This window comes from Roseomonas sp. KE2513 (assembly GCF_016107305.1).
GTDB lineage: Bacteria > Pseudomonadota > Alphaproteobacteria > Acetobacterales > Acetobacteraceae > Roseomonas.
Map to the genome: position 1 here is coordinate 256,801 of NZ_RCVR01000002.1, position 16,982 is coordinate 273,782.

Sequence of the window (16,982 nt, forward strand, 5' to 3'; positions counted from 1 at the left end):
GTGCAGCCCAATATTCCCGCCTCCGCCGCGCCGCCGACCCTGCAGGTACGGAACCTGCGGACGCATTTCTTCACGCGTGCCGGGGTGGTGCCGGCGGTGAATGACGTGTCCCTCAATGTCGGGCGCGGCAAGGTGCTCGGGCTGGTCGGCGAATCCGGCTCGGGCAAGACCGTGACCGGCTTCTCCATCATGCGGCTGGTGGACGAGCCCGGGCGGATCGTGGGCGGCGAGATCCTGTTCGGCGGGCGGGACCTGGCGAAGGCTTCGGAAGAGGAGATGCGGCAGCTCCGGGGGAACCGGGTTGCCATGATCTTCCAGGACCCGATGATGACGCTGAACCCGGTCCTGCGCATCGACACGCAGATGATCGAGACGATGCAGGCGCATCGGAAGATCAGCCACGAGGACGCGCGGCAGCGGGCGCGGGACACGCTGGGGATGGTTGGCATCCCCTCCCCCGACGAGCGGCTGAAGTCCTATCCGCACCAGTTCTCGGGCGGCATGCGCCAGCGCGTGGCGATCGCGATCGCGCTGCTGCACGAGCCGGAGCTGATCGTGGCGGACGAGCCGACGACGGCGCTGGACGTGACCATCCAGGGGCAGATCCTGGCCGAGGTGCAGAAGCTTGCGGCAACAACCGGCACCTCGATCATCTGGATCACGCACGACCTTTCCGTGGTGGCCGGGCTCGCGGACGACATCGCCGTGATGTACGCGGGGGAGATCGCGGAATACGGCGCGGTCGACGACGTGCTGGACCATCCGCTCCACCCCTATACGCACGGGCTTCTGGGCTCCGTGCCCAGCCGCAACAAGCGGGGACAGCCGCTGCTGCAGATCCCGGGGATGACCCCTTCCCTGCTGAACCTGCCGGCGGGCTGCCCCTTCCGCACGCGCTGCCCGCGGGCGGCGGAGGTCTGCGTGCAGTCCCCGCCCATGGCCGAGATCCTGCCCGCGCATGAGGCGCGGTGCTTCCGGCCGCATCTCGAGAACGCGGGAGTGGCCGCATGAGCGCGACGGTTGAGGCCCCGGTGGCTTTCGCGCGCGGGGCGGATGCGGAGAAGCTGATCGAGGTGGTGGGTGTTTCCCGCCGCTTCGCCAAGCGGCTGGACTTCGCCGGGAAGATCGCGGCCAAGCTGGGTGCGCCGCTGCGCGATGAGGTCGTGCACGCGGTGGACAAGGTGGACCTGACCATCCGCCGCGGCGAGGTGGTGGGGCTCGTCGGTGAATCCGGCTGCGGGAAGTCCACCCTCGGGCGGATGGTGGCGGGCATCATGCCGCCCTCGGACGGGGCGATTCTTTGGAAAGGCCAGGACCGGACGGGGCTGCATGGGAAGGAAGCGCGGGCGGCGATGCTGCAGGCGCAGATGATCTTCCAAGACCCGATGTCCTCGCTGAACCCGCGCCTGAAGGTGGCTGAGATCATCGGCGAGGCGCCGCTCTTCCACGGGCTGACGACGCGGGCCGGCTTCTCCGCCTATGTGGACGAGCAGATGCGGCGGGCGGGGCTCGATCCGGCTTTCAAGGCGCGCTACCCGCACCAGTTCTCGGGCGGGCAGCGGCAGCGCATCGGCATCGCGCGGGCGCTGGCGGTGCAGCCGGAGTTCCTTGTCTGCGACGAGTCCGTGGCGGCGCTGGACGTATCGATCCAGGCGCAGGTGCTGAACCTGTTCATGCGGCTGCGGCAGGAGCTCAACCTCACCTACCTCTTCATCTCGCATGACCTCGGCGTGGTGGAGCACCTGAGTGACCGGGTGGTGATCATGTATCTCGGCCGCGTGGTGGAGGAGGCGCCGACGGAGACGGTCTTCGCCCGTGCCAACCACCCCTACACGCAGTCTCTGCTGTCGGCGGTGCCGAAGATCGAGGCGCGGAAGAAGGCCTTTGCGACGGTGAAGGGGGAGATCCCTTCCCCGCTCAACCCGCCGGCGGGCTGCCATTTCCATCCGCGCTGCCCGCATGCCTTCGACCGCTGCCGGGTGGAGATCCCCGCCTTGCAGGAGGTGGCGCCCGGGCATCGCAGCCGGTGCCACCTGAACGACCTGCCCAATCATGGGGGGCAGCCGGTCTGATGCGGGCGGCTCTCGTTCTGCTGGCACTGCTCGGCCTTGCCGCCTGCGAGGGGCGGGAGGGGTCGCGCGGGCCCTATGTCGGTGGTAGTGGCGGGGTCAACTATCTCCGCTGAGGAAACAAGCATGGCCCGCTTCGCCTTCGACCACGTCCACCTGCGCAGCCCCGATCCGGACGCGACGGCGGCTTGGTTCGTCGAGCACCTCACGGCGGAGCAGAAGGGACGGAACGAGGGGCCGACGAGCCTGCGGGTGACCCTCGATCTCGGTGGCGTGGACGTCTTCATCGACCGGGTCCCGCCCACGACCCCCGGTTGTCCGCCGGCGCCCTTCCTGGGAATTGAGCACCTGGCCGTGACGGTGAAGGGCATCGACGCCGTCATCGAAGAAATGCGGTCCAAGGGCGTGCGCGTGGTGATGGAGCCGAACGACGTTCGGCCGGGCACGCGCATCGCCTTCATCGAGGGGCCGGAGAACGTGCGGGTGGAGTTGCTCGAGCGGAGCTAGGCGGCGTCCAGCACGAGGAACAGGTCGGTGTCGCCGGTATCCTCGCCGGCGGCAGTCAGCAGTGCGTGGGCCTGGCCGCGGTGATGGGTCTGGTGGTTGAAGAAGTGAGTGACCAGCAGGGCGCGGGGGCGCGTGACCTCCCGCCGCGCGGCGCCGCTGGTCCAGGTGAGATCGCCGGCCAGCCATTCGGGTGAGAGGCGGGCAGTCCATTCGGTGATGCGGGCGTCCATGGCCGCGCGCCGGCGGACCAGGGCGTCGAAGTCGGGTTCCAGGCCGGTGCTGGCCTGGCCGCCGCCGATGGGGGGCTTCTCGCCGCCATCGAAGCGGGACATCCACTGCATGTCGCCCCAGAGAAGATGGTTCAGCGTGCCGTGGAGGCTGCCGAAGAAGGCGCCGCGGTTCTCGCGCCGGGCGGCGTCCGGCAGGCGGGCGGCGGCGGTGAGGAGACGACAATTCATCTCCGCGTTGTAGGCCGCCATCATGCGGCACCAGTCCGGCGTGATCATCAGGGCCTTTTCCAGAAGAAGACCGTGTCGAGCGGCTGGCGGTCGTGGCCCAGCGCGTAACCGGGCACGCGGCCGGTCTCCTGCCATCCGAGGCTGCGGTAGAGGCGCTCGGCATCACCGCCTGCCTCTGTATCCAGCACCAAAAGCCTCCGGCCGATGCCGCGCGCGGTCTGCTCGGCGCGTCGGATGAGGGCGCGGCCGATGCCGCGGCGGCGGAAGGCGGGGTCCACGAGCACTTTCGCCACCTCCGCTCGATGGGGGGCGTTGGGCTGCTGGGCGAGGACGAGTTGCACGGTGCCGGCGAGTTGGCCGTCGCACCAGGCTCCGAGAAGGACCTTGGCGCCGGTTGCGACGTCGGCGGAAACGCCCCGCCAGAAGGCGCGGGCGACCTCGGGCGAGAGGGGCGGCAGGTAGGAGACGGAGGCGCCGGCCGCGACACAGGCAACGAGGATCTCGGCCAGGCGGCGCTCCGCGCTGGAGGCCGCGGCGGCGTCCAGCACCTCCACCACCACGCCGGTCGCGGGCTTGGCATAGCGAAATTCGAGGGAGTTCGAGATGTCGTCGAGGATGCGGATGGAGCCGGCGCGGACATAGCCACGCTTTTCGTAGAAGCGGTGCGCGGCCTCGAAGCGGGTGTCGGTCCAGAGGATCATGCGCTTTGCGCCGTGGGCGACGGCATGGGCCTCGGCGCGGTCGAGCAGGGCATGCGCGAGGCCGGTACCGCGGGCAGATTTGGCGACGTACATGCGGCCGATTTCCCAGGCCTCGTCGTCATCCCGCAGCGGGCGGGTGGCGACCATGCCGACGATGGCGCCATCCGCTTCGGCAGCCCAGAGGGCACCGCCGACCTTTTCAAAGTGGGTCGCAAGCGCGCGAAGTTCGGGAACCTCGGCGTCCACGTCGAGAACGCAGTTGGGGTACTCGGCCCAGGCATCACCGATGAGGCGGATGAAGCCATCCGCGTCGGCGTCGGTGCCGGGGCGGATGGCGGGGGTCATGACAGGCCCTGGCAGAAGGCCTGGATGCGGGCGCAGGCCTCGCGCAGCGTTTCCGTATCCGTCGCGTAGGAGAGGCGGATATAGGGGCTCATGGCATAGGCGGTGCCGGAGACGGTGGCGACGTGGTTCTCCTCAAGCAGGGCCATGGCCACGTCCTCGTCCGTCCCAAGGCGCCGGCCGCCGGCGGTGGTGCGGCCGAGGAGGCCGGCAACGCTGGGATAGACGTAGAAGGCGCCTTCCGGACGGTGGCACTGGATGCCCGGTGCCTCGTTCAGCATCTCCACCACGAGGTCGCGGCGGGCGCGGTAGAGGGCGCGGCGCTCCTCCACCGTGTCCTGCGGGCCGTCCAGAGCGGCGATGGTGGCGGCCTGGGCGACGGTGGCGATGCCGTTCGTCGTCTGGCTCTGCATGTTGGTCATGGCCTTGATCAGCGCACGCGGCCCGCCGCAGAAGCCGACGCGCCAGCCGGTCATAGCGTAGGTCTTGGAGGCGCCGCTTACGGTGAGCACGCGATCCTTCAGGCCGGGCTCGACGGCGGCGATGCTGTGGAAGCCGGTCTCGACGTAGGAGATGTGCTCGTACATCTCGTCCGACATCACCCAGACATGGGGATGGCGCATCAGCACGGCGGCGAGCGCGGCCACCTCATCGCGCGTGAGGGCGGCGCCGGAAGGATTGTTGGGGAAGTTCAGCACGACCCACTTCGTGCGCGGGGTGATGGCGGCGTCGAGGTCTTCGGGGCGGAGCTTGAAGCCGTTGTTCTGCGGGCAGGGAACAAGCACGGGCACGCCGCCGGCGAGCTTGCCGATATCGGCATAGGCGGACCAGAAGGGGGTGGGAATGACGATTTCGTCGCCCGCATCGACGGTGGCGAGGATGCCGTCCAGGATCACCTGCTTGCCGCCATTCCCGATCATGATTTCGTCGAGGGCGTAGTCGAGGCCGTTCTCGCGCTTGAACTTGCGCTGGACGGCGGCCTTCAGCTCGGGCCAGCCGTCGTTGGGGGGGTACTTGGTCTTCCCCGCCAGGGCGGCCTCGTGCGCGGCCTCGATGGCGTGGGTCGGGGTGGCGAAGTCGGGCTCGCCGATCGTCAGGCTGATGACCTTGTGGCCGGCCTCACGCAGCTCGCGCGCGCGGAGGGACATGCGGGATGAGCCGGAGAGGGTGATCTCCTGCAGCCTCTGGGCGAGGGCGGGCATTCGGGATGTTCCAGTGTGGGCGGTGCTTTGAGGGGGCGGAAACTAGGCCCCGGGCGGCGCCTCGCCAACCCCGCCTCAGCGGGGCCTTCAGGGCGGCAGGCCGCGCTCGCGCAGCATGGCGGCGACGTGGTCGGTGAAGGCGCGGACCTTGGGAACCATGAGACGGTTGGTCGGGTAGACGGCGAAGATGCCGCTCTCCGGCGTCTCGCAGGCGGGCAGGACGCGCTGCAGCCCGCCGGAGGCGATCGCGTCCGCCACGGCCCAGTCCGGGATCGCCGCCAGGCCGACGCCGGCGACGGCCGCGGCGCGGAGGGATTCGGCGTGGTCGGTCAGCAGGACCGGGCGGATCGCGACGGTTTCGCTACCCAGGCGCCAGGTGTCGCGCCATGGGAGCGGCGCGAAGCCGATGCAGCGATGGCGCGCGACGTCGCCGGGCACGGCCGGGGCGCCGTGCTGGGCCAGATAGCCGGGCGAGGCCACGATAACGACGCGGGAGGTGGCCAGGCGCCGCACGACGAGCCCCGGCGCTGGCGCTTCCGTCACGCGGATGGCGAGGTCGAAGCCGTCCTCGACCAGCCGGACGAGGCCGGCGGCCTCGACGAGGTCGATCTCGACGGCCGGGTGGGCCGCAAGGAAGGCGGCGAGGCCGGGCATGAGGTGGCGGGCCGCGAAGCACTCCGGGGCCGCAACGCGCAGCCGGCCGGCCGGAGCCTCCTGCAGGGCCTGGGCTTCCAGCCGCGCGGCCTCCTCCTCGCGCAGCAGGAGGCGGCAGCGGGCGTAGAAGGCACGGCCGGCCTCGGTGGGCTGCACCTTGCGCGTGCTGCGGTCCAGCAGGCGAACGCCAAGGCGATCCTCGAGGGCGCGGACGGTCTCGCTGACGGAGGACTTGGCGGTTTGCAGCCGCTCGGCGGCAGCGGTGAAGCTGCCGGCCTCCACCACCCGGACAAAGGCTTCGATGCCGAGGAAGGCCCGCATGTGCGCAGTGTTCGCCAGGGCGAACGGGCTGTCCAGAACGAGAAACTGCCCGGCGCGCGGGTAATGCCGCAGTCTGCTTGGGCGGGATGGATGCCCGTCATGGAGAGGAGAGAGGGATGTTGGACGTGATGGATCGGCCGGTCGGCGTGCAGGCCCCGGGTGAGGGCGAGGCGCTGGATGTCTTCGGTGCGAAGATGGTGGTGAAGGCAGAGCCCGGCTCGCACGGCCTGTTCCTCGGCGAGCACCTGACGCCGCCTGGCTTCTTCGTGCCGCCGCACGTGCATGGCGAGGATACCGAAGTCTTCTACATCCTGGAGGGCGAGCTGACCGTGTTCGATGGGGTGGCAGAGCGGCGGCACGGGCCAGGGACGACGGTGACGCTGCCCGCGGGATCGCGCCACGCCTTCCGCAATGACACGGCGGGGCTGGTCCGCTTCCTGGTGATGGCCACCCCGGGCGTGCAAAGCCTGGAGATGTTCCGGCACTTCGACCGCGCGGGCCGGGCGGCGCCTGGCGGGCTGACGCCGCCAGAGATCGGCGCGATCTGCGGGCAGTACGGCGTCAACATGGGCTGAGCAGGAGCTGGGCAGGCCGGGTGCGGCTCAGATAACTCCGGCGCTCACGCTGGATGCCGGCCGGGCCATTCGTAGAGAAGGTCGTACTCGGCCTCGCCAGTCAGGTGGAAGCCGGCGCGCTCGTAGAAGCGGGCGGCAGGGCTTTCCTTCAGGACCTCCAGGCGCACCGGGCGGCCCGGGCGCTCGGCCAGGATGGCGTCCAGGACTACGCGACCGAGGCCACGTCCCTGCGCTCGGGGTTCGAGGTAGAAGGAGTGGATCTCGCGATGGCAGGGGTGGTCCACCACCGCGACGCAGCCGAGGAAATGGCCCTCCTCCTCAATCAGGCGGAAAGCGGCGGGGTCGAAGGCGGCACGCATCCGGGCGCGGCGGCGGGCAGGATCGAAGCGCCCTACCCGCTCCAGATGCGCGCGCATGACGCGCATCGAGAGGTCGAGCAGGGGCTCGAAGTCACCCTCCGTCGCGGGGCGGAAGGCGAAGCTCAGTGCAAGCCCTGGCAGAACCGCTGGATGCGCTCGCAGGCTTCCTTCAGCTGGTCGTCGGCGGCGGCGTAGGAGATGCGCATGTAGCCGGGGAAAAGAAAGGCCGAGCCGTGGACAGTGGCGACGCCCTCTTCCTCCAGCAGAGCGAGGACGAAGTCCTCGTCGGTCTTCAGGAGCTTCCCACCTTTGGTGGTCTTGCCGAGGCAGCCGGTGACGGAGGGGAAGACATAGAAGGCGCCCTCCGGCGTGTTGCAGTGGATGCCAGGGGCTCCGTTCAGCATGGAGACCACGAGGTCGCGGCGGCGCTCGAAGGCCTGGCGCATCTCCTCAACCGTCTCCTGCGGGCCGTTCAGCGCCTCGACGCCGGCGGCCTGGGTGATGGAGGAGGTGTTGGAGGTGGACTGGCTCTGCAGCTTGTCCATCGCCTTGACGAGCGCGGCGGGAGCGCCGGCATAGCCGAGGCGCCAGCCGGTCATCGCGTAGGCCTTGGAAAGGCCGTTCATCGTCACGGTGCGGTCGCGTAGCTTCGGCTCCACCTCGACCACGGTGGCGAACTTGAAGCCGTTGTAGACGAGCTTCTCGTAGATATCGTCGGTGAAGACCCAGACCTGCGGGTGGCGCAGGAGCACGTCGGTGAGGGACTTCAGTTCCTCGGCCGTGTAGGCAGCGCCGGTCGGATTGCAGGGATTGTTCAGCATGAACCACTTGGTGCGCGGGGTGATCGCGGCCTCAAGCTGGTCGGCGGTGATCTTGAAGCCCTGGTTCGGGCCGGCCTCGACGATCACGGGCGTACCGTCCGCCAGCGCCACGATGTCGGGGTAGGAAACCCAGCAGGGGGCGGGGATGACAACCTCGTCGCCCTTGTCGAGCGTCGCGACCATCGCGTTGAAGATGACCTGCTTCCCGCCGGTGGAGACGACGATCTCCTCCACCTTGTAGTCGAGGCCGTGGTCGCGCTTGAACTTATCCGCGGCGGCTTGGCGCATGGCCTTGGTGCCGGAGACGTCGGTGTAGCGGGTCTCGCCGGCCTCGATCGCGCGAATCGCGGCGTCCTTCACGTTGCGCGGGGTTTCGAAGTCCGGCTCGCCCGCCGAGAGGCTGATGATGTCCCGCCCCGCCGCCTTCATCTCCCGCGCCTTCGTGGAGATGGCGATGGTCTGGGAGGGGGAGATCTTGTTCAGGCGCTCGGCGGTGAGGGTCATTGTTCTCGGACTTCGAGTTGAAACGCGGCGGACCCTAATGCTCCTGGGCCCGCGGCGGAACCGCCGATCCGCGCATTCCAGGCCCGAATTCTAGTCGCGCGGACGCAACAACCAGCCGACCGCGGCGAGAGTGACGCCCGCGGCCGCCAGGAGGAGCGTGGCCAGGGCGTTGACCTCGGGCGTCATGCCGAGGCGTAGCATGGAGAAGAGGGCGACCGGCAGGGTGGTGCCGGCGGGGCCGGAGACGAAGGAGGCGAGCACCACGTCGTCCAGCGAGAGGGTGAAGGCGAGGAGCCAGGCGGCGGCGAGGCTCGGCGCCATCAGGGGCAGGGTGACGGTGGCGAAGGCCGTGGCCGGGCCGGCGCCGAGGTCCCGGGCGGCCTCCTCCAGTTCCCGGTCCCGGGAGGCGAGGCGCGACTGGATGACCACGGCCGCGTAGGCGGTGCCGAGGGTGGCGTGGGCCAGCAGGACGGTCAGGGCCCCGCGGCCCTCCGGCCAGCCCGTCGCGCCCTCGAGCGCCACGAAAAGGAGGAGGAGGGAGAGGCCGGTCACGACCTCCGGCAGGATCAGCGGGGCGCCGGCCAGGGCGCCGAGGGCCGCGCGGCCGGCGAAGGGGCCGTGGCGGGCGAGAACCCAGCCGGTGGCGCCGCCGAGGAGGACGGCCAGGGTGGCGGCGCCGGCGGCGACGCGGAGGGAGAGCCAGGCGGCCTCCAGCAGGCGCGTATTGGCGGCAAGGGCCGTGAACCAGCGTGTGGAGAAGCCGCCCCAGTGGAAGGGAACCGGGTCGGCCGAGAAGGCGTAGGCGACGAGCAGCCCCACCGGTAGCCAGAGGAAGGCGAGGCCGGCCCACATGGCGACCCGGAGCCAGCGCGGCGTCATGCCGAGCGGCCCAGGCGCTGGAAGAGGACGATGGGGCCGAGCAGCAGGGCCAGCAGCGCGACCGCGAGGGCGGAGGCGACAGGCCAGTCCCGGTTCTGGAAGAATTCCTGGAAAAGGACGCGGCCGACAAGGGTGGCATCGGCGGGGCCGAGGAGTTCGGGGATGACGTACTCGCCTGCCGCGGGGATGAAGACGAGGAGGAAGGCGGCGGCGAGCGCCGGAAGGAGCTGCGGCAGGGTGATCGTGAGGAAGGCGCGGCCGGGGGTCGCGCCGAGGTCGGCGGCGGCCTGTTCCAGCACCGGGTCGAGCCGCGTGGCCGCCGCGAAGACGGGGAGCACGGCAAAGGGCAGGTAGGCGTGGACCATGCCGAGTAGCATCGCGCCGTTCGAGTAGAGCAGCGGCAGGGGTTGGTCGATCCAGCCGAGGGCGCGGAGGACGGAGTTGATCCAGCCCTCATCCCGCAACAGGCCGATCCAGGCGCCGATGCGGATGAGGAAGCCTGTCCAGAAGGGCAGCAGGACCGCGCCGAGCAGCGCGTTGCGCCCCCGCCCGGCGCGCGCGATGGCAAGGCCCATGGGGGTGGCGATCAGCAGGCAGAAGCCAGCGGTGAGGGCGGCGACGACGAGGGATTGGGCGAGGGCGTCGCGGTAGTGGGGATCCTCGGCTAGGAGGCGGAGGTTGTCGGGGTTGATCCCCTCCCCTGCCCAAGGCGGGCTGTAGGGGGGTACGCCCTCGGCCTGCCAGGAGAGGGCCATGATGGCGACCAGCACGAGGGGTGCTGCGACCAGCAGGGCGAGCCAGGCTCCGGGGATGAGGCGGAGGGCGGCTTTCATTCGACGAGCGGGACCACGGCGTCGGCGTCCCAGGCGAGGCGGACCTCGGTGCCGCGGGGCGGCGGGGCGCCGCCCTCCTCGGCGTGGGAGACGCGGATGAGGGCGCCGCCGGCGAGGCGCACGAGGAGAAGGCTGCTCTCGCCGCGGAAGGCGGCCTCCTCGACGGTGCCGGAGGCGGTGTTATCGCCGGTCACGGTCGCGATGCGGATTCGCTCGGGGCGGATCGCGGCGGCGGCGGTTCCCTCGGGGATGGTTGTGGTGGCGCGGAGGGTACAGGCGGCGTCGGGGCAATCCAGCGCGCCATCGGCGGTGCGGGCCCCGGAGAGGACGTTGGCGGCGCCGAGGAAGCCCGCGACGAAGCGCGTTGCCGGACGCTCGTAGAGGTCGCGCGGGGGGGCGACCTGCAGGAGGCGGCCGCGGTCCATGACGGCCACGCGGTCGGCGAGGGCCAGCGCCTCTGCCTGATCGTGGGTGACCATGACGAAGGCGGCGCCGCTCTCGCGCTGGATGGCGCGCAGCTCGAAGCCCGTGCGCTCCCGCAGGTTGGCGTCGAGTGCGCCCAACGGCTCGTCCAGCAGCAGCAGGCGGGGGCGCTTCACCAGGGCGCGGGCGAGAGCGACGCGCTGGCGTTGGCCGCCGGAGAGGGCGTCGGGGCGGCGCTTCTCCATGCCTTCCAAGCGCACGGTCGCGATCGCCTGGGCGACGCGCGCCTCGATCTCGGCGCGCGGGCGACCCTCGCGGCGAAGTCCGTAACCAATGTTGGCCGCGACACTCATGTGCGGGAACAGGGCGTAGGACTGGAACATCATGTTCACGGGGCGCCGGTGCGGGGGCACGCCGGCGAGGTTTGCGCCGTCCAGCCTCACGGTGCCGGAGTCGGGCGTCTCAAAGCCCGCGATCACGCGCAGCAGGGTGGATTTTCCGGATCCGGAGCCGCCGAGAAGGGCCAGGAATTCCCCGGCGGCGACGTCGAGCGAGACGGCGTCGAGCGCCGTCACGCCCTCGAAGCGGCGGGTCACGGCGGTGAGCGAGAGGCGTGGTGTCAACGGCCGGCCTTGAAGCGCGACCAGGAGCGGGCGCGGGCGCGCTCGGCCGCCGGGCCGGGGGCGGCGACGGTGAAGGCGCGGGCGATGGCTTCCTGGGAGGGATAGACATTGGGATCCGCCGTGACTTCCGGCCGCAGGTACTGGCGGGAGGCGGGGACGGCGTTGGGGTAGCGCACCTGGTTCGTGACGCCCGCGATGACCTGCGGGCGGAGCATGTAGTCGATGAAGCGCTGGGCGGCGTCGGGGTTCGGGGCGTCGGCGGGGATGGCGAGCATGTCGAACCAGATCTGCGCGCCCTGGCTCGGCTGGGCATAGGTGAGGCCGGATTCGCGGCCTGCGGCCTGAGCGCGGTTACGGGCCTGCACGACATCGCCGGAATAGGTGAGCACGGCGCAGTACTCGCCTTGCGCCAAGGCATCGGTGATGGCGGAGGAGGGAATGATGGCGCGGACATGCGGGCGGATGGCCAGAAGCGCCGCCTCGGCCGCGCGCTGGTCGGCGGCGTCGGCGCTGTTCGGGTCCTTGCCCAGCCAGCGCAGCACGCTCGGGATGATGTCGATGCCGCTGTCCATGATGGCGATGCCGCAGCTGGCGATTCGCCGGGCGTTCTCGGGCTTGAGGATGAGGTCGAGGCTGTCGAGCGGCGCGTCGGGCGCGAGGGCGCGGATGCGGTCCGCGCGCAGGCCCATGCCGATGGTGCCCCAGAGATAGATGGCACCAAAGCGGTTCCCGGGATCGCTGCTGGCTACCTGGGCGAGCAATGCGGGATCCTGGCCGGACCAATTGGGGATCGCGGTGCGGTCCAGGGGGCGGAGTGCGCCCGCGCGCGACAGGCGGGCGAAGCTCGGCTCGCTTGTGGGCACGATGACGTCGTAGCCGGAACGCCCCGCGGAGAGCTTGCCTTCCAGCGTCTCCAGGCTGTCGAAGACGTCGTAGCGGACGCGGATGCCGGTCTCGCGCTGGAAGCCCTCGATCGCCTGGGGATCGATGTAGTCGGTCCAGTTATAGACGTTCAGCACGGGCTGCTGCGCAGAAGCCGGAAGGGCCATCGCGAGAAGCAGCAGGAGGACGCGGAAAAGGGTCATGCCGTCTCGCGGAGCTGGGCTGGAGGGCGAGAGGTTATGGCGCTGGGCGCCGGGCGCAAGATGGGTATCTTTTCTGGGGTTTCCGAGGAATTAGTTCTTGACATAAGGCCTGTCGTCCTGTAACTCCCCCCTCGCCAACGGGACAACCGCGCCCGCCCCCCAACCACTCTCCATTCGCCCCGCCCGGCCCTGCCGCGCGGGGTTTTTCGTGTTCGCCGCGCAGGAGCCACCCCGCATGTCCTTCATTGCCAACAGCCTGATCTCGCTCGTTGCAGCGGACAGTTTCACCCTGTGGCTCTACAAGACCACGGACAGCCGGGCCACCGTTCTTTCGCCGGGCTACTTCAACGGCGCGGCGGGCCGGCTGCTGCCAGGCCACATGGTGGTGGTGCAGGCGGGCGACGCGACGGCGATCCTGCCGGTCCGCAATAACGGCGAGGTCGGCAACGGCATCGTGGTCGATGCCAACTCGGCGCCCCTGCGGCTCACGGGCGCGGCGACCCTCGGCATCGAGACCGACCTCTCCGTTACGGCGGTCGCGCGCGGCGTCGCCCTGGGCGCCATGCCGAGCGGCCTGAACCAGGGGCAGAACTTCACCGTCCGGGCCAGCGCCTCGGGCGCCACCACCACGCTGAAGTTCAGCGTGCTCAACTCGCTCGGCGCCCCTGTTCTCGGGCCGACGAGCGTGCCGGTCGCGGCGGGCACCGCCAGTGCCACCTTCGCCGCGCCGACGCCGGGCAACGGCTACCGCGTGAAGGTCGAGGACGCGCTGGATCCGCTGGTGGCGCAGGTTTCCCCCTCCTTCGTCGTCCTCTCCGCCTTCGCCCTCCTGCTCGAGAATGGGGTCAGCATGCTGATCGAGGCTGGCGGCCGGATGGTCATGTAGCGCCACCCGCTCGCCCCGACGCCGACCGCCCCTCCAACGGAGCCGCCAGCCCCGATGCCCGACAGCAAGATCAGCGAACTTCCTCCAGCCGCCGCCTTACAGGACACGGACGTCTCCCCCATCGTGCAGGGCGTGGGGTCCGGGACCGAGACACGGCGCGCCACCTTCGGCCAGATCCGCTCCATCATCACCGCGGACCGCCCCCTCTACGTGCGCGACTTCGGCGCGGCCGGCGATGGCACGACGGACGACACGCTGGCCATCCAGACCGCGATGAACAACGCCGCCGCGGCCGGTGGTGGCGTGGTGACGCTCGGTCCGCGCCGCTACCTGGTGGACAGCGCTGACCTCATCATTCCGCCCAACGTCACCCTCCGCGGCGCCGCCGATCCCGGCGGCTTCCGGGTGGACAACGACTACACCTCCATCCCCTACGCCATCGTGCTGAACCCGCTGCGCACCATCCGCCTGCGCCGGAACGCGGCGCTGGAGGGTGTGGCCATCCTGCGCAAGGGCCTCGTCGCGCCCTCCAACGTGCGCGAGGCGCTGAACTGCGTGGCCGCCTTCTCGGGAACTGCGGTCAGCATCGGCGACGGGACGACGGGCGGCAGCCCGACGAACGCCACCGACGCCTCCGTGCGCAGCCTGCTCATCATCGGGTTCACCTGGGGCATCTACAGCAACGGTTCCAGCCGCACGCGCGTGCTCGACGTGGTGGGCGACTGCACCAACGGCCTCTATCTCGGCCGCTCCTATGACATCGCCCATAACGAGCGCATCAACTGGCACCCGCTGGCCACCACGGGCCGGGGCTTCTCCAACACGACCTACGCGGTCACGGGCTGCGCCGCCAACCCGTCGGGCCTCGTGCGGCTCGCCGTGTCCTCCGCCCACGAGCTGCGCGCCGGGGACGTGGTGGTGATCAGCGGCGTGGGCGGCGTTGCCGGGGCGAACGGTCGCTTCACCATCGCCGCCGTGCCGAACAGCACGACCCTCGACCTCGCGGCCAGCGCCTTCTCGGGCACCTACACGAGCGGCGGATCGGTCAACCCGACGCTCAACCACCGTCGTGGCAAGGGCTTCTGGATCTACGACGCCGACATGCCGAACTTCGTGAACTGCTTCGAGTTCGGGCATGACGTCGGCTGGCACCTCGACGACGAGTGCCATTCGGCGCAGATCGTGAACTGCGGCCTCGACGGCATCGTGGTCGATCCCGCCACGATCGGCGTGCAGATCACAGGCCTGGCGAACCGCAACAAGTGGTACGGCGGCTTCTGGTCGAGCAAGGGCCGTGCCCTGGTGGTGAATGTCCAGGCCTCCGACCAGAACACTATCGCCGGCGTCATGCTTCCCGCTGGCTCCGGCCGCTCGCTGGAGCTGCAGGACGGCGGGCTGGTGCTGATGGGCTGCGACATCTACGGCACCGTCCACCTCCTCGACAACGCGGACAGCCTGCAGATCGTCGGCTGCGACCTCAAGAACGCCGGCTTCACCGGCGAGAGCGCGGGGGCGCTGCAGAAGCTGCAGGTGAGCAGCAGCCGCATGCCCTCCAGCGTTGGCATCAACCGCTCCATCGGTGGACAGGCAGAACTCGCGGCCATCTCAGCGGCCGGGGCGATCGAGACGCGACTCTCGGCCCGCAGCGATGGCATCGTCGCGGTGCACCGCCGCAGCAGCAGCGCCGGCGCCATGCTCCGCCTGCACGGCAGTGGCGACACGGCGGCGGCCGCAGTCAGCGTCGCCGGCACGGATGTCTTCCTCGGCGGCGACCAGACGCTGAACCCGAACGCGGCCTTCAACTTCGGCGGCGCCGGGATGACGTTGCCGATGACCCTCCGCACCCGAAGGCTCTCCGCGGCGCCCGCCGCGAACGACCGTCTCTTCAACCTTGAGGTGAATGGCAACAACAGCAGCGCGGCGGAGGTGACTTTCGGCCGCATCGGTGCCGTCGCGGAGACGGTGACGGCAGGGGCGGAAGCCGGCGCGATCGTGGTCGAGACCCGCTCGGGCGGTGCGCTGACCGAGAGGATGCGGATCGCCTCCAACGGGGCGATGACGCTGGCGGGCTCGCTGTCGCTCACCGGGTCGATGACGCTGGCAGCCGATCCGGCATCGGCGATGCAGGCGGCGACGCGCAACTATGTGGACAACAGCTTCACGCAGCGGGCCATGCCCATGGTGATGCTCTCCGCCGCGACGCCGCTGATCTTCGCCACGCATAACGCGCGGATGCTGGTGGCCAATCCTGGTGCCACGCTCTCAATCGACTGGTCGGCTACAGGCAATGGCTTCTCCTGCATGGTGCTGAACCGCAGCGGCACCGACCTCGCCCTGCCGCTCACCGGCTTTACGGCGGCGATCGGCAACCCGGACGGCTTCACGAAAATTCGCTCGGGCGGCATCGCCAGCCTCATCGTCCTCTCGCCGGACGGTGGGACGACGAGGCTCTGCCAACTCACCGGCGCGGGTGCCAGCTGATGATCGGCGCCACACCAATCATCCACGCGCTGGGGGGAGGACCGCTCCGGCTTGTGTCCGCGGGAGCGCTGTCGGGAGGGCTGGCGCTGACCCGCGCCTCCACCGCGCTCGCGGCGGACACGGACGGCACCACCATGCTGTCCTTTGCGGCCAACGCACCCCGCTTCCAGGGTGCAGCGCAGCGGCTGCTGGTGGAGGGGGGACGCACCAACAGCCTCCGTAACCCGCGCCTGGAAGGAGCGGTTGCCGGGTCGCCGGGAACGCCTCCGACCTACTGGACCATCGCCGCCCTGGCGGGAACGACAAGCACGCTCGCGCTCGGAACCGATCCAACCTACGGCCTTCCGGTCCTGTCCGTTCGGGTGCAGGGAACGCCCACGGCGACCGGCTATTTTACCGTCACGCCTGAAGTGACGAGCGCTGCGGCCATGCCTGCGTCGATCGGCCAGACATGGACCTTCTCGGCATGGGTGCGTCTCGCCGCCGGTTCACTTCCGGCCAGTTCCAACTACCGCATCCGCATTCAGGAGCGCGGGGGCGGCGCAACGCCAGCGTCGGATGTGCAGTTCACGCCGGCGGGCGCGTGGCAGCGGATCACTGTCACGCGCACCATTACTGACGCGACGACGACCTACATCCAGCTCGGCATCATGCCGAACTTGGCGGTGAGCGTCGCGGCGGACTTCACACTGCAAATCATGACCCCACAAGCCGAACAGAGCGGCTTCGCCTCCACGCCCGTCCTGCCGGCCGCGGGCACTCCCGCTTCTTCTACCCGTGGCGCGGACGTGCCGGTCTTCTCGCTGAACGCCGCCCGTGCAGCGGCCGGCTCCCTGGTCGGCACCTTCATGCTGCCGACGGTGAGCACGGGCGCGGCCGACGTGCAGGGCCTTCTCGTGCTCGACGACGGTACGGACGGCAACCGCTTCGGGCTGCGCAAGCCGGGCGGGGCAGCGACGCTCCAACCCTTCCGCTCGGCTTCGGGGACGCTGACCTCGGGATCGAGCATCCAGACCCTGGCACCGGGCGTCGCCTTCCGCGCCGCTCTGGCCTGGGACACGAGCGGCATCGTGGCCTGCTGCAACGGCGGCACGGTCATGTCGCTGGCGGGGGCGATCCCGTCGGTCAACCGTCTTCTGGTCGGCCACGGCGCCTCCACGCTCGGCCAGGGTGCCTTCGGCGAGGTCGGCCCCCTGGACCTCCACCCCACTCGCCTGCCGGACGCCACCCTGCAGGCGCTCACCCTCAACTGAACGAGA

At 70.2% G+C, this 16,982-nt stretch carries 17 protein-coding genes; 7 read left to right on the plus strand and 10 right to left on the minus strand.

Annotated features, from left to right (window positions below; translation table 11 throughout):
• The 3 genes from D9599_RS03420 to D9599_RS03430 all read left to right on the plus strand — a co-directional run bounded on the left by D9599_RS03420 (nucleotide 1) and on the right by D9599_RS03430 (nucleotide 2,576).
• Nucleotides 1-1,011: an ABC transporter ATP-binding protein gene (locus tag D9599_RS03420; RefSeq protein ID WP_198379813.1), complete on the plus strand. Its 1,011-nt coding sequence runs from the start codon at nucleotides 1-3 to the stop codon at nucleotides 1,009-1,011.
• Entirely contained in the window at nucleotides 1,008-2,072 is a 1,065-nt protein-coding gene (locus D9599_RS03425; RefSeq protein WP_198379814.1) for an ABC transporter ATP-binding protein, read from the plus strand. The genes D9599_RS03420 and D9599_RS03425 overlap by 4 nt, the downstream gene beginning before the upstream one ends.
• Before the next feature lie 123 nt (nucleotides 2,073-2,195).
• Nucleotides 2,196-2,576, plus strand: a complete 381-nt coding sequence (locus D9599_RS03430) for a VOC family protein (RefSeq protein ID WP_198379815.1) — start codon at nucleotides 2,196-2,198, stop codon at nucleotides 2,574-2,576.
• Here D9599_RS03430 and D9599_RS03435 read toward each other — a convergent pair.
• The 4 genes from D9599_RS03435 to D9599_RS03450 form a co-directional block, all read right to left on the minus strand.
• Nucleotides 2,573-3,082, minus strand: a complete 510-nt coding sequence (locus D9599_RS03435) for a DinB family protein (RefSeq protein WP_198379816.1) — start codon at nucleotides 3,080-3,082, stop codon at nucleotides 2,573-2,575. The two genes, D9599_RS03430 and D9599_RS03435, sit on opposite strands and share 4 nt — an antisense overlap.
• On the minus strand, nucleotides 3,082-4,080 hold the full coding sequence (locus D9599_RS03440; protein WP_198379817.1) for a GNAT family N-acetyltransferase: 999 nt from the start codon (nucleotides 4,078-4,080) through the stop codon (nucleotides 3,082-3,084). Before D9599_RS03440 ends, D9599_RS03435 begins: the two co-directional genes overlap by 1 nt.
• Nucleotides 4,077-5,279, minus strand: a complete 1,203-nt coding sequence (locus tag D9599_RS03445; protein ID WP_198379818.1) for a pyridoxal phosphate-dependent aminotransferase — start codon at nucleotides 5,277-5,279, stop codon at nucleotides 4,077-4,079. Before D9599_RS03445 ends, D9599_RS03440 begins: the two co-directional genes overlap by 4 nt.
• 87 nt (nucleotides 5,280-5,366) lie before the next feature.
• A complete protein-coding gene (locus D9599_RS03450) occupies nucleotides 5,367-6,254 on the minus strand; it encodes a LysR family transcriptional regulator (RefSeq protein ID WP_198379819.1) in 888 nt (295 codons plus the stop codon).
• A gap of 116 nt (nucleotides 6,255-6,370) precedes the next feature.
• Here D9599_RS03450 and D9599_RS03455 point away from each other — a divergent pair, with 116 nt between their 5' ends.
• A complete protein-coding gene (locus D9599_RS03455) occupies nucleotides 6,371-6,829 on the plus strand; it encodes a cupin domain-containing protein (protein ID WP_198379820.1) in 459 nt (152 codons plus the stop codon).
• Between the two features lie 44 nt (nucleotides 6,830-6,873).
• Here D9599_RS03455 and D9599_RS03460 read toward each other — a convergent pair whose 3' ends face one another.
• From D9599_RS03460 to D9599_RS03485, 6 genes are all read right to left on the minus strand, one after another.
• Nucleotides 6,874-7,245 carry a GNAT family N-acetyltransferase gene (locus D9599_RS03460; protein ID WP_198379821.1) on the minus strand — a complete coding sequence of 124 codons (372 nt, stop codon included), beginning with the start codon at nucleotides 7,243-7,245 and terminating at the stop codon, nucleotides 6,874-6,876.
• Nucleotides 7,246-7,310: 65 nt separating this feature from the next.
• Nucleotides 7,311-8,513, minus strand: coding sequence for a pyridoxal phosphate-dependent aminotransferase (locus D9599_RS03465; protein WP_198379822.1), 1,203 nt, complete (start codon nucleotides 8,511-8,513; stop codon nucleotides 7,311-7,313).
• Nucleotides 8,514-8,603: 90 nt separating this feature from the next.
• On the minus strand, nucleotides 8,604-9,392 hold the full coding sequence (locus tag D9599_RS03470; RefSeq protein WP_198379823.1) for an ABC transporter permease: 789 nt from the start codon (nucleotides 9,390-9,392) through the stop codon (nucleotides 8,604-8,606).
• A complete protein-coding gene (locus D9599_RS03475) occupies nucleotides 9,389-10,225 on the minus strand; it encodes an ABC transporter permease (protein ID WP_198379824.1) in 837 nt (278 codons plus the stop codon). Before D9599_RS03475 ends, D9599_RS03470 begins: the two co-directional genes overlap by 4 nt.
• Complete coding sequence (locus D9599_RS03480; RefSeq protein WP_198379825.1) at nucleotides 10,222-11,271, minus strand: ABC transporter ATP-binding protein; 1,050 nt, start codon at nucleotides 11,269-11,271, stop codon at nucleotides 10,222-10,224. The genes D9599_RS03475 and D9599_RS03480 overlap by 4 nt, the downstream gene beginning before the upstream one ends.
• Nucleotides 11,268-12,356: an extracellular solute-binding protein gene (locus D9599_RS03485; protein ID WP_198379826.1), complete on the minus strand. Its 1,089-nt coding sequence runs from the start codon at nucleotides 12,354-12,356 to the stop codon at nucleotides 11,268-11,270. The genes D9599_RS03480 and D9599_RS03485 overlap by 4 nt, the downstream gene beginning before the upstream one ends.
• 235 nt (nucleotides 12,357-12,591) lie before the next feature.
• On the opposite strand from D9599_RS03485, the gene D9599_RS03490 reads away from it, so the two are divergent.
• The 3 genes from D9599_RS03490 to D9599_RS03500 are packed head-to-tail and all read left to right on the plus strand — an operon-like array spanning nucleotide 12,592 to nucleotide 16,976.
• Nucleotides 12,592-13,242: a hypothetical protein gene (locus tag D9599_RS03490; protein ID WP_198379827.1), complete on the plus strand. Its 651-nt coding sequence runs from the start codon at nucleotides 12,592-12,594 to the stop codon at nucleotides 13,240-13,242.
• A gap of 54 nt (nucleotides 13,243-13,296) precedes the next feature.
• The gene (locus D9599_RS03495) at nucleotides 13,297-15,723 is read left to right on the plus strand and encodes a glycosyl hydrolase family 28-related protein (protein WP_198379828.1); all 2,427 of its coding nucleotides are present in this window, start codon (nucleotides 13,297-13,299) and stop codon (nucleotides 15,721-15,723) included.
• Entirely contained in the window at nucleotides 15,723-16,976 is a 1,254-nt protein-coding gene (locus tag D9599_RS03500) for a hypothetical protein (RefSeq protein WP_198379829.1), read from the plus strand. Before D9599_RS03495 ends, D9599_RS03500 begins: the two co-directional genes overlap by 1 nt.
• The last annotated feature ends 6 nt before the right edge of the window (nucleotides 16,977-16,982 follow it).

Excerpts from the sequence above, each read along its gene's own strand:
- D9599_RS03425 (WP_198379814.1), top strand. The coding sequence starts at position 1,008 with ATGAGCGCGACGGTTGAGGCCCCGGTGGCTTTCGCGCGCGGGGCGGAT.
- D9599_RS03430 (WP_198379815.1), top strand. The coding sequence starts at position 2,196 with ATGGCCCGCTTCGCCTTCGACCACGTCCACCTGCGCAGCCCCGATCCG.
- D9599_RS03435 (WP_198379816.1), bottom strand. The coding sequence starts at position 3,082 with ATGATCACGCCGGACTGGTGCCGCATGATGGCGGCCTACAACGCGGAG.
- D9599_RS03440 (WP_198379817.1), bottom strand. The coding sequence starts at position 4,080 with ATGACCCCCGCCATCCGCCCCGGCACCGACGCCGACGCGGATGGCTTC.
- D9599_RS03445 (WP_198379818.1), bottom strand. The coding sequence starts at position 5,279 with ATGCCCGCCCTCGCCCAGAGGCTGCAGGAGATCACCCTCTCCGGCTCA.
- D9599_RS03450 (WP_198379819.1), bottom strand. The coding sequence starts at position 6,254 with ATGCGGGCCTTCCTCGGCATCGAAGCCTTTGTCCGGGTGGTGGAGGCC.
- D9599_RS03455 (WP_198379820.1), top strand. The coding sequence starts at position 6,371 with ATGTTGGACGTGATGGATCGGCCGGTCGGCGTGCAGGCCCCGGGTGAG.
- D9599_RS03460 (WP_198379821.1), bottom strand. The coding sequence starts at position 7,245 with ATGCGCGCGCATCTGGAGCGGGTAGGGCGCTTCGATCCTGCCCGCCGC.
- D9599_RS03465 (WP_198379822.1), bottom strand. The coding sequence starts at position 8,513 with ATGACCCTCACCGCCGAGCGCCTGAACAAGATCTCCCCCTCCCAGACC.
- D9599_RS03470 (WP_198379823.1), bottom strand. The coding sequence starts at position 9,392 with ATGACGCCGCGCTGGCTCCGGGTCGCCATGTGGGCCGGCCTCGCCTTC.
- D9599_RS03475 (WP_198379824.1), bottom strand. The coding sequence starts at position 10,225 with ATGAAAGCCGCCCTCCGCCTCATCCCCGGAGCCTGGCTCGCCCTGCTG.
- D9599_RS03485 (WP_198379826.1), bottom strand. The coding sequence starts at position 12,356 with ATGACCCTTTTCCGCGTCCTCCTGCTGCTTCTCGCGATGGCCCTTCCG.
- D9599_RS03490 (WP_198379827.1), top strand. The coding sequence starts at position 12,592 with ATGTCCTTCATTGCCAACAGCCTGATCTCGCTCGTTGCAGCGGACAGT.
- D9599_RS03495 (WP_198379828.1), top strand. The coding sequence starts at position 13,297 with ATGCCCGACAGCAAGATCAGCGAACTTCCTCCAGCCGCCGCCTTACAG.
- D9599_RS03500 (WP_198379829.1), top strand. The coding sequence starts at position 15,723 with ATGATCGGCGCCACACCAATCATCCACGCGCTGGGGGGAGGACCGCTC.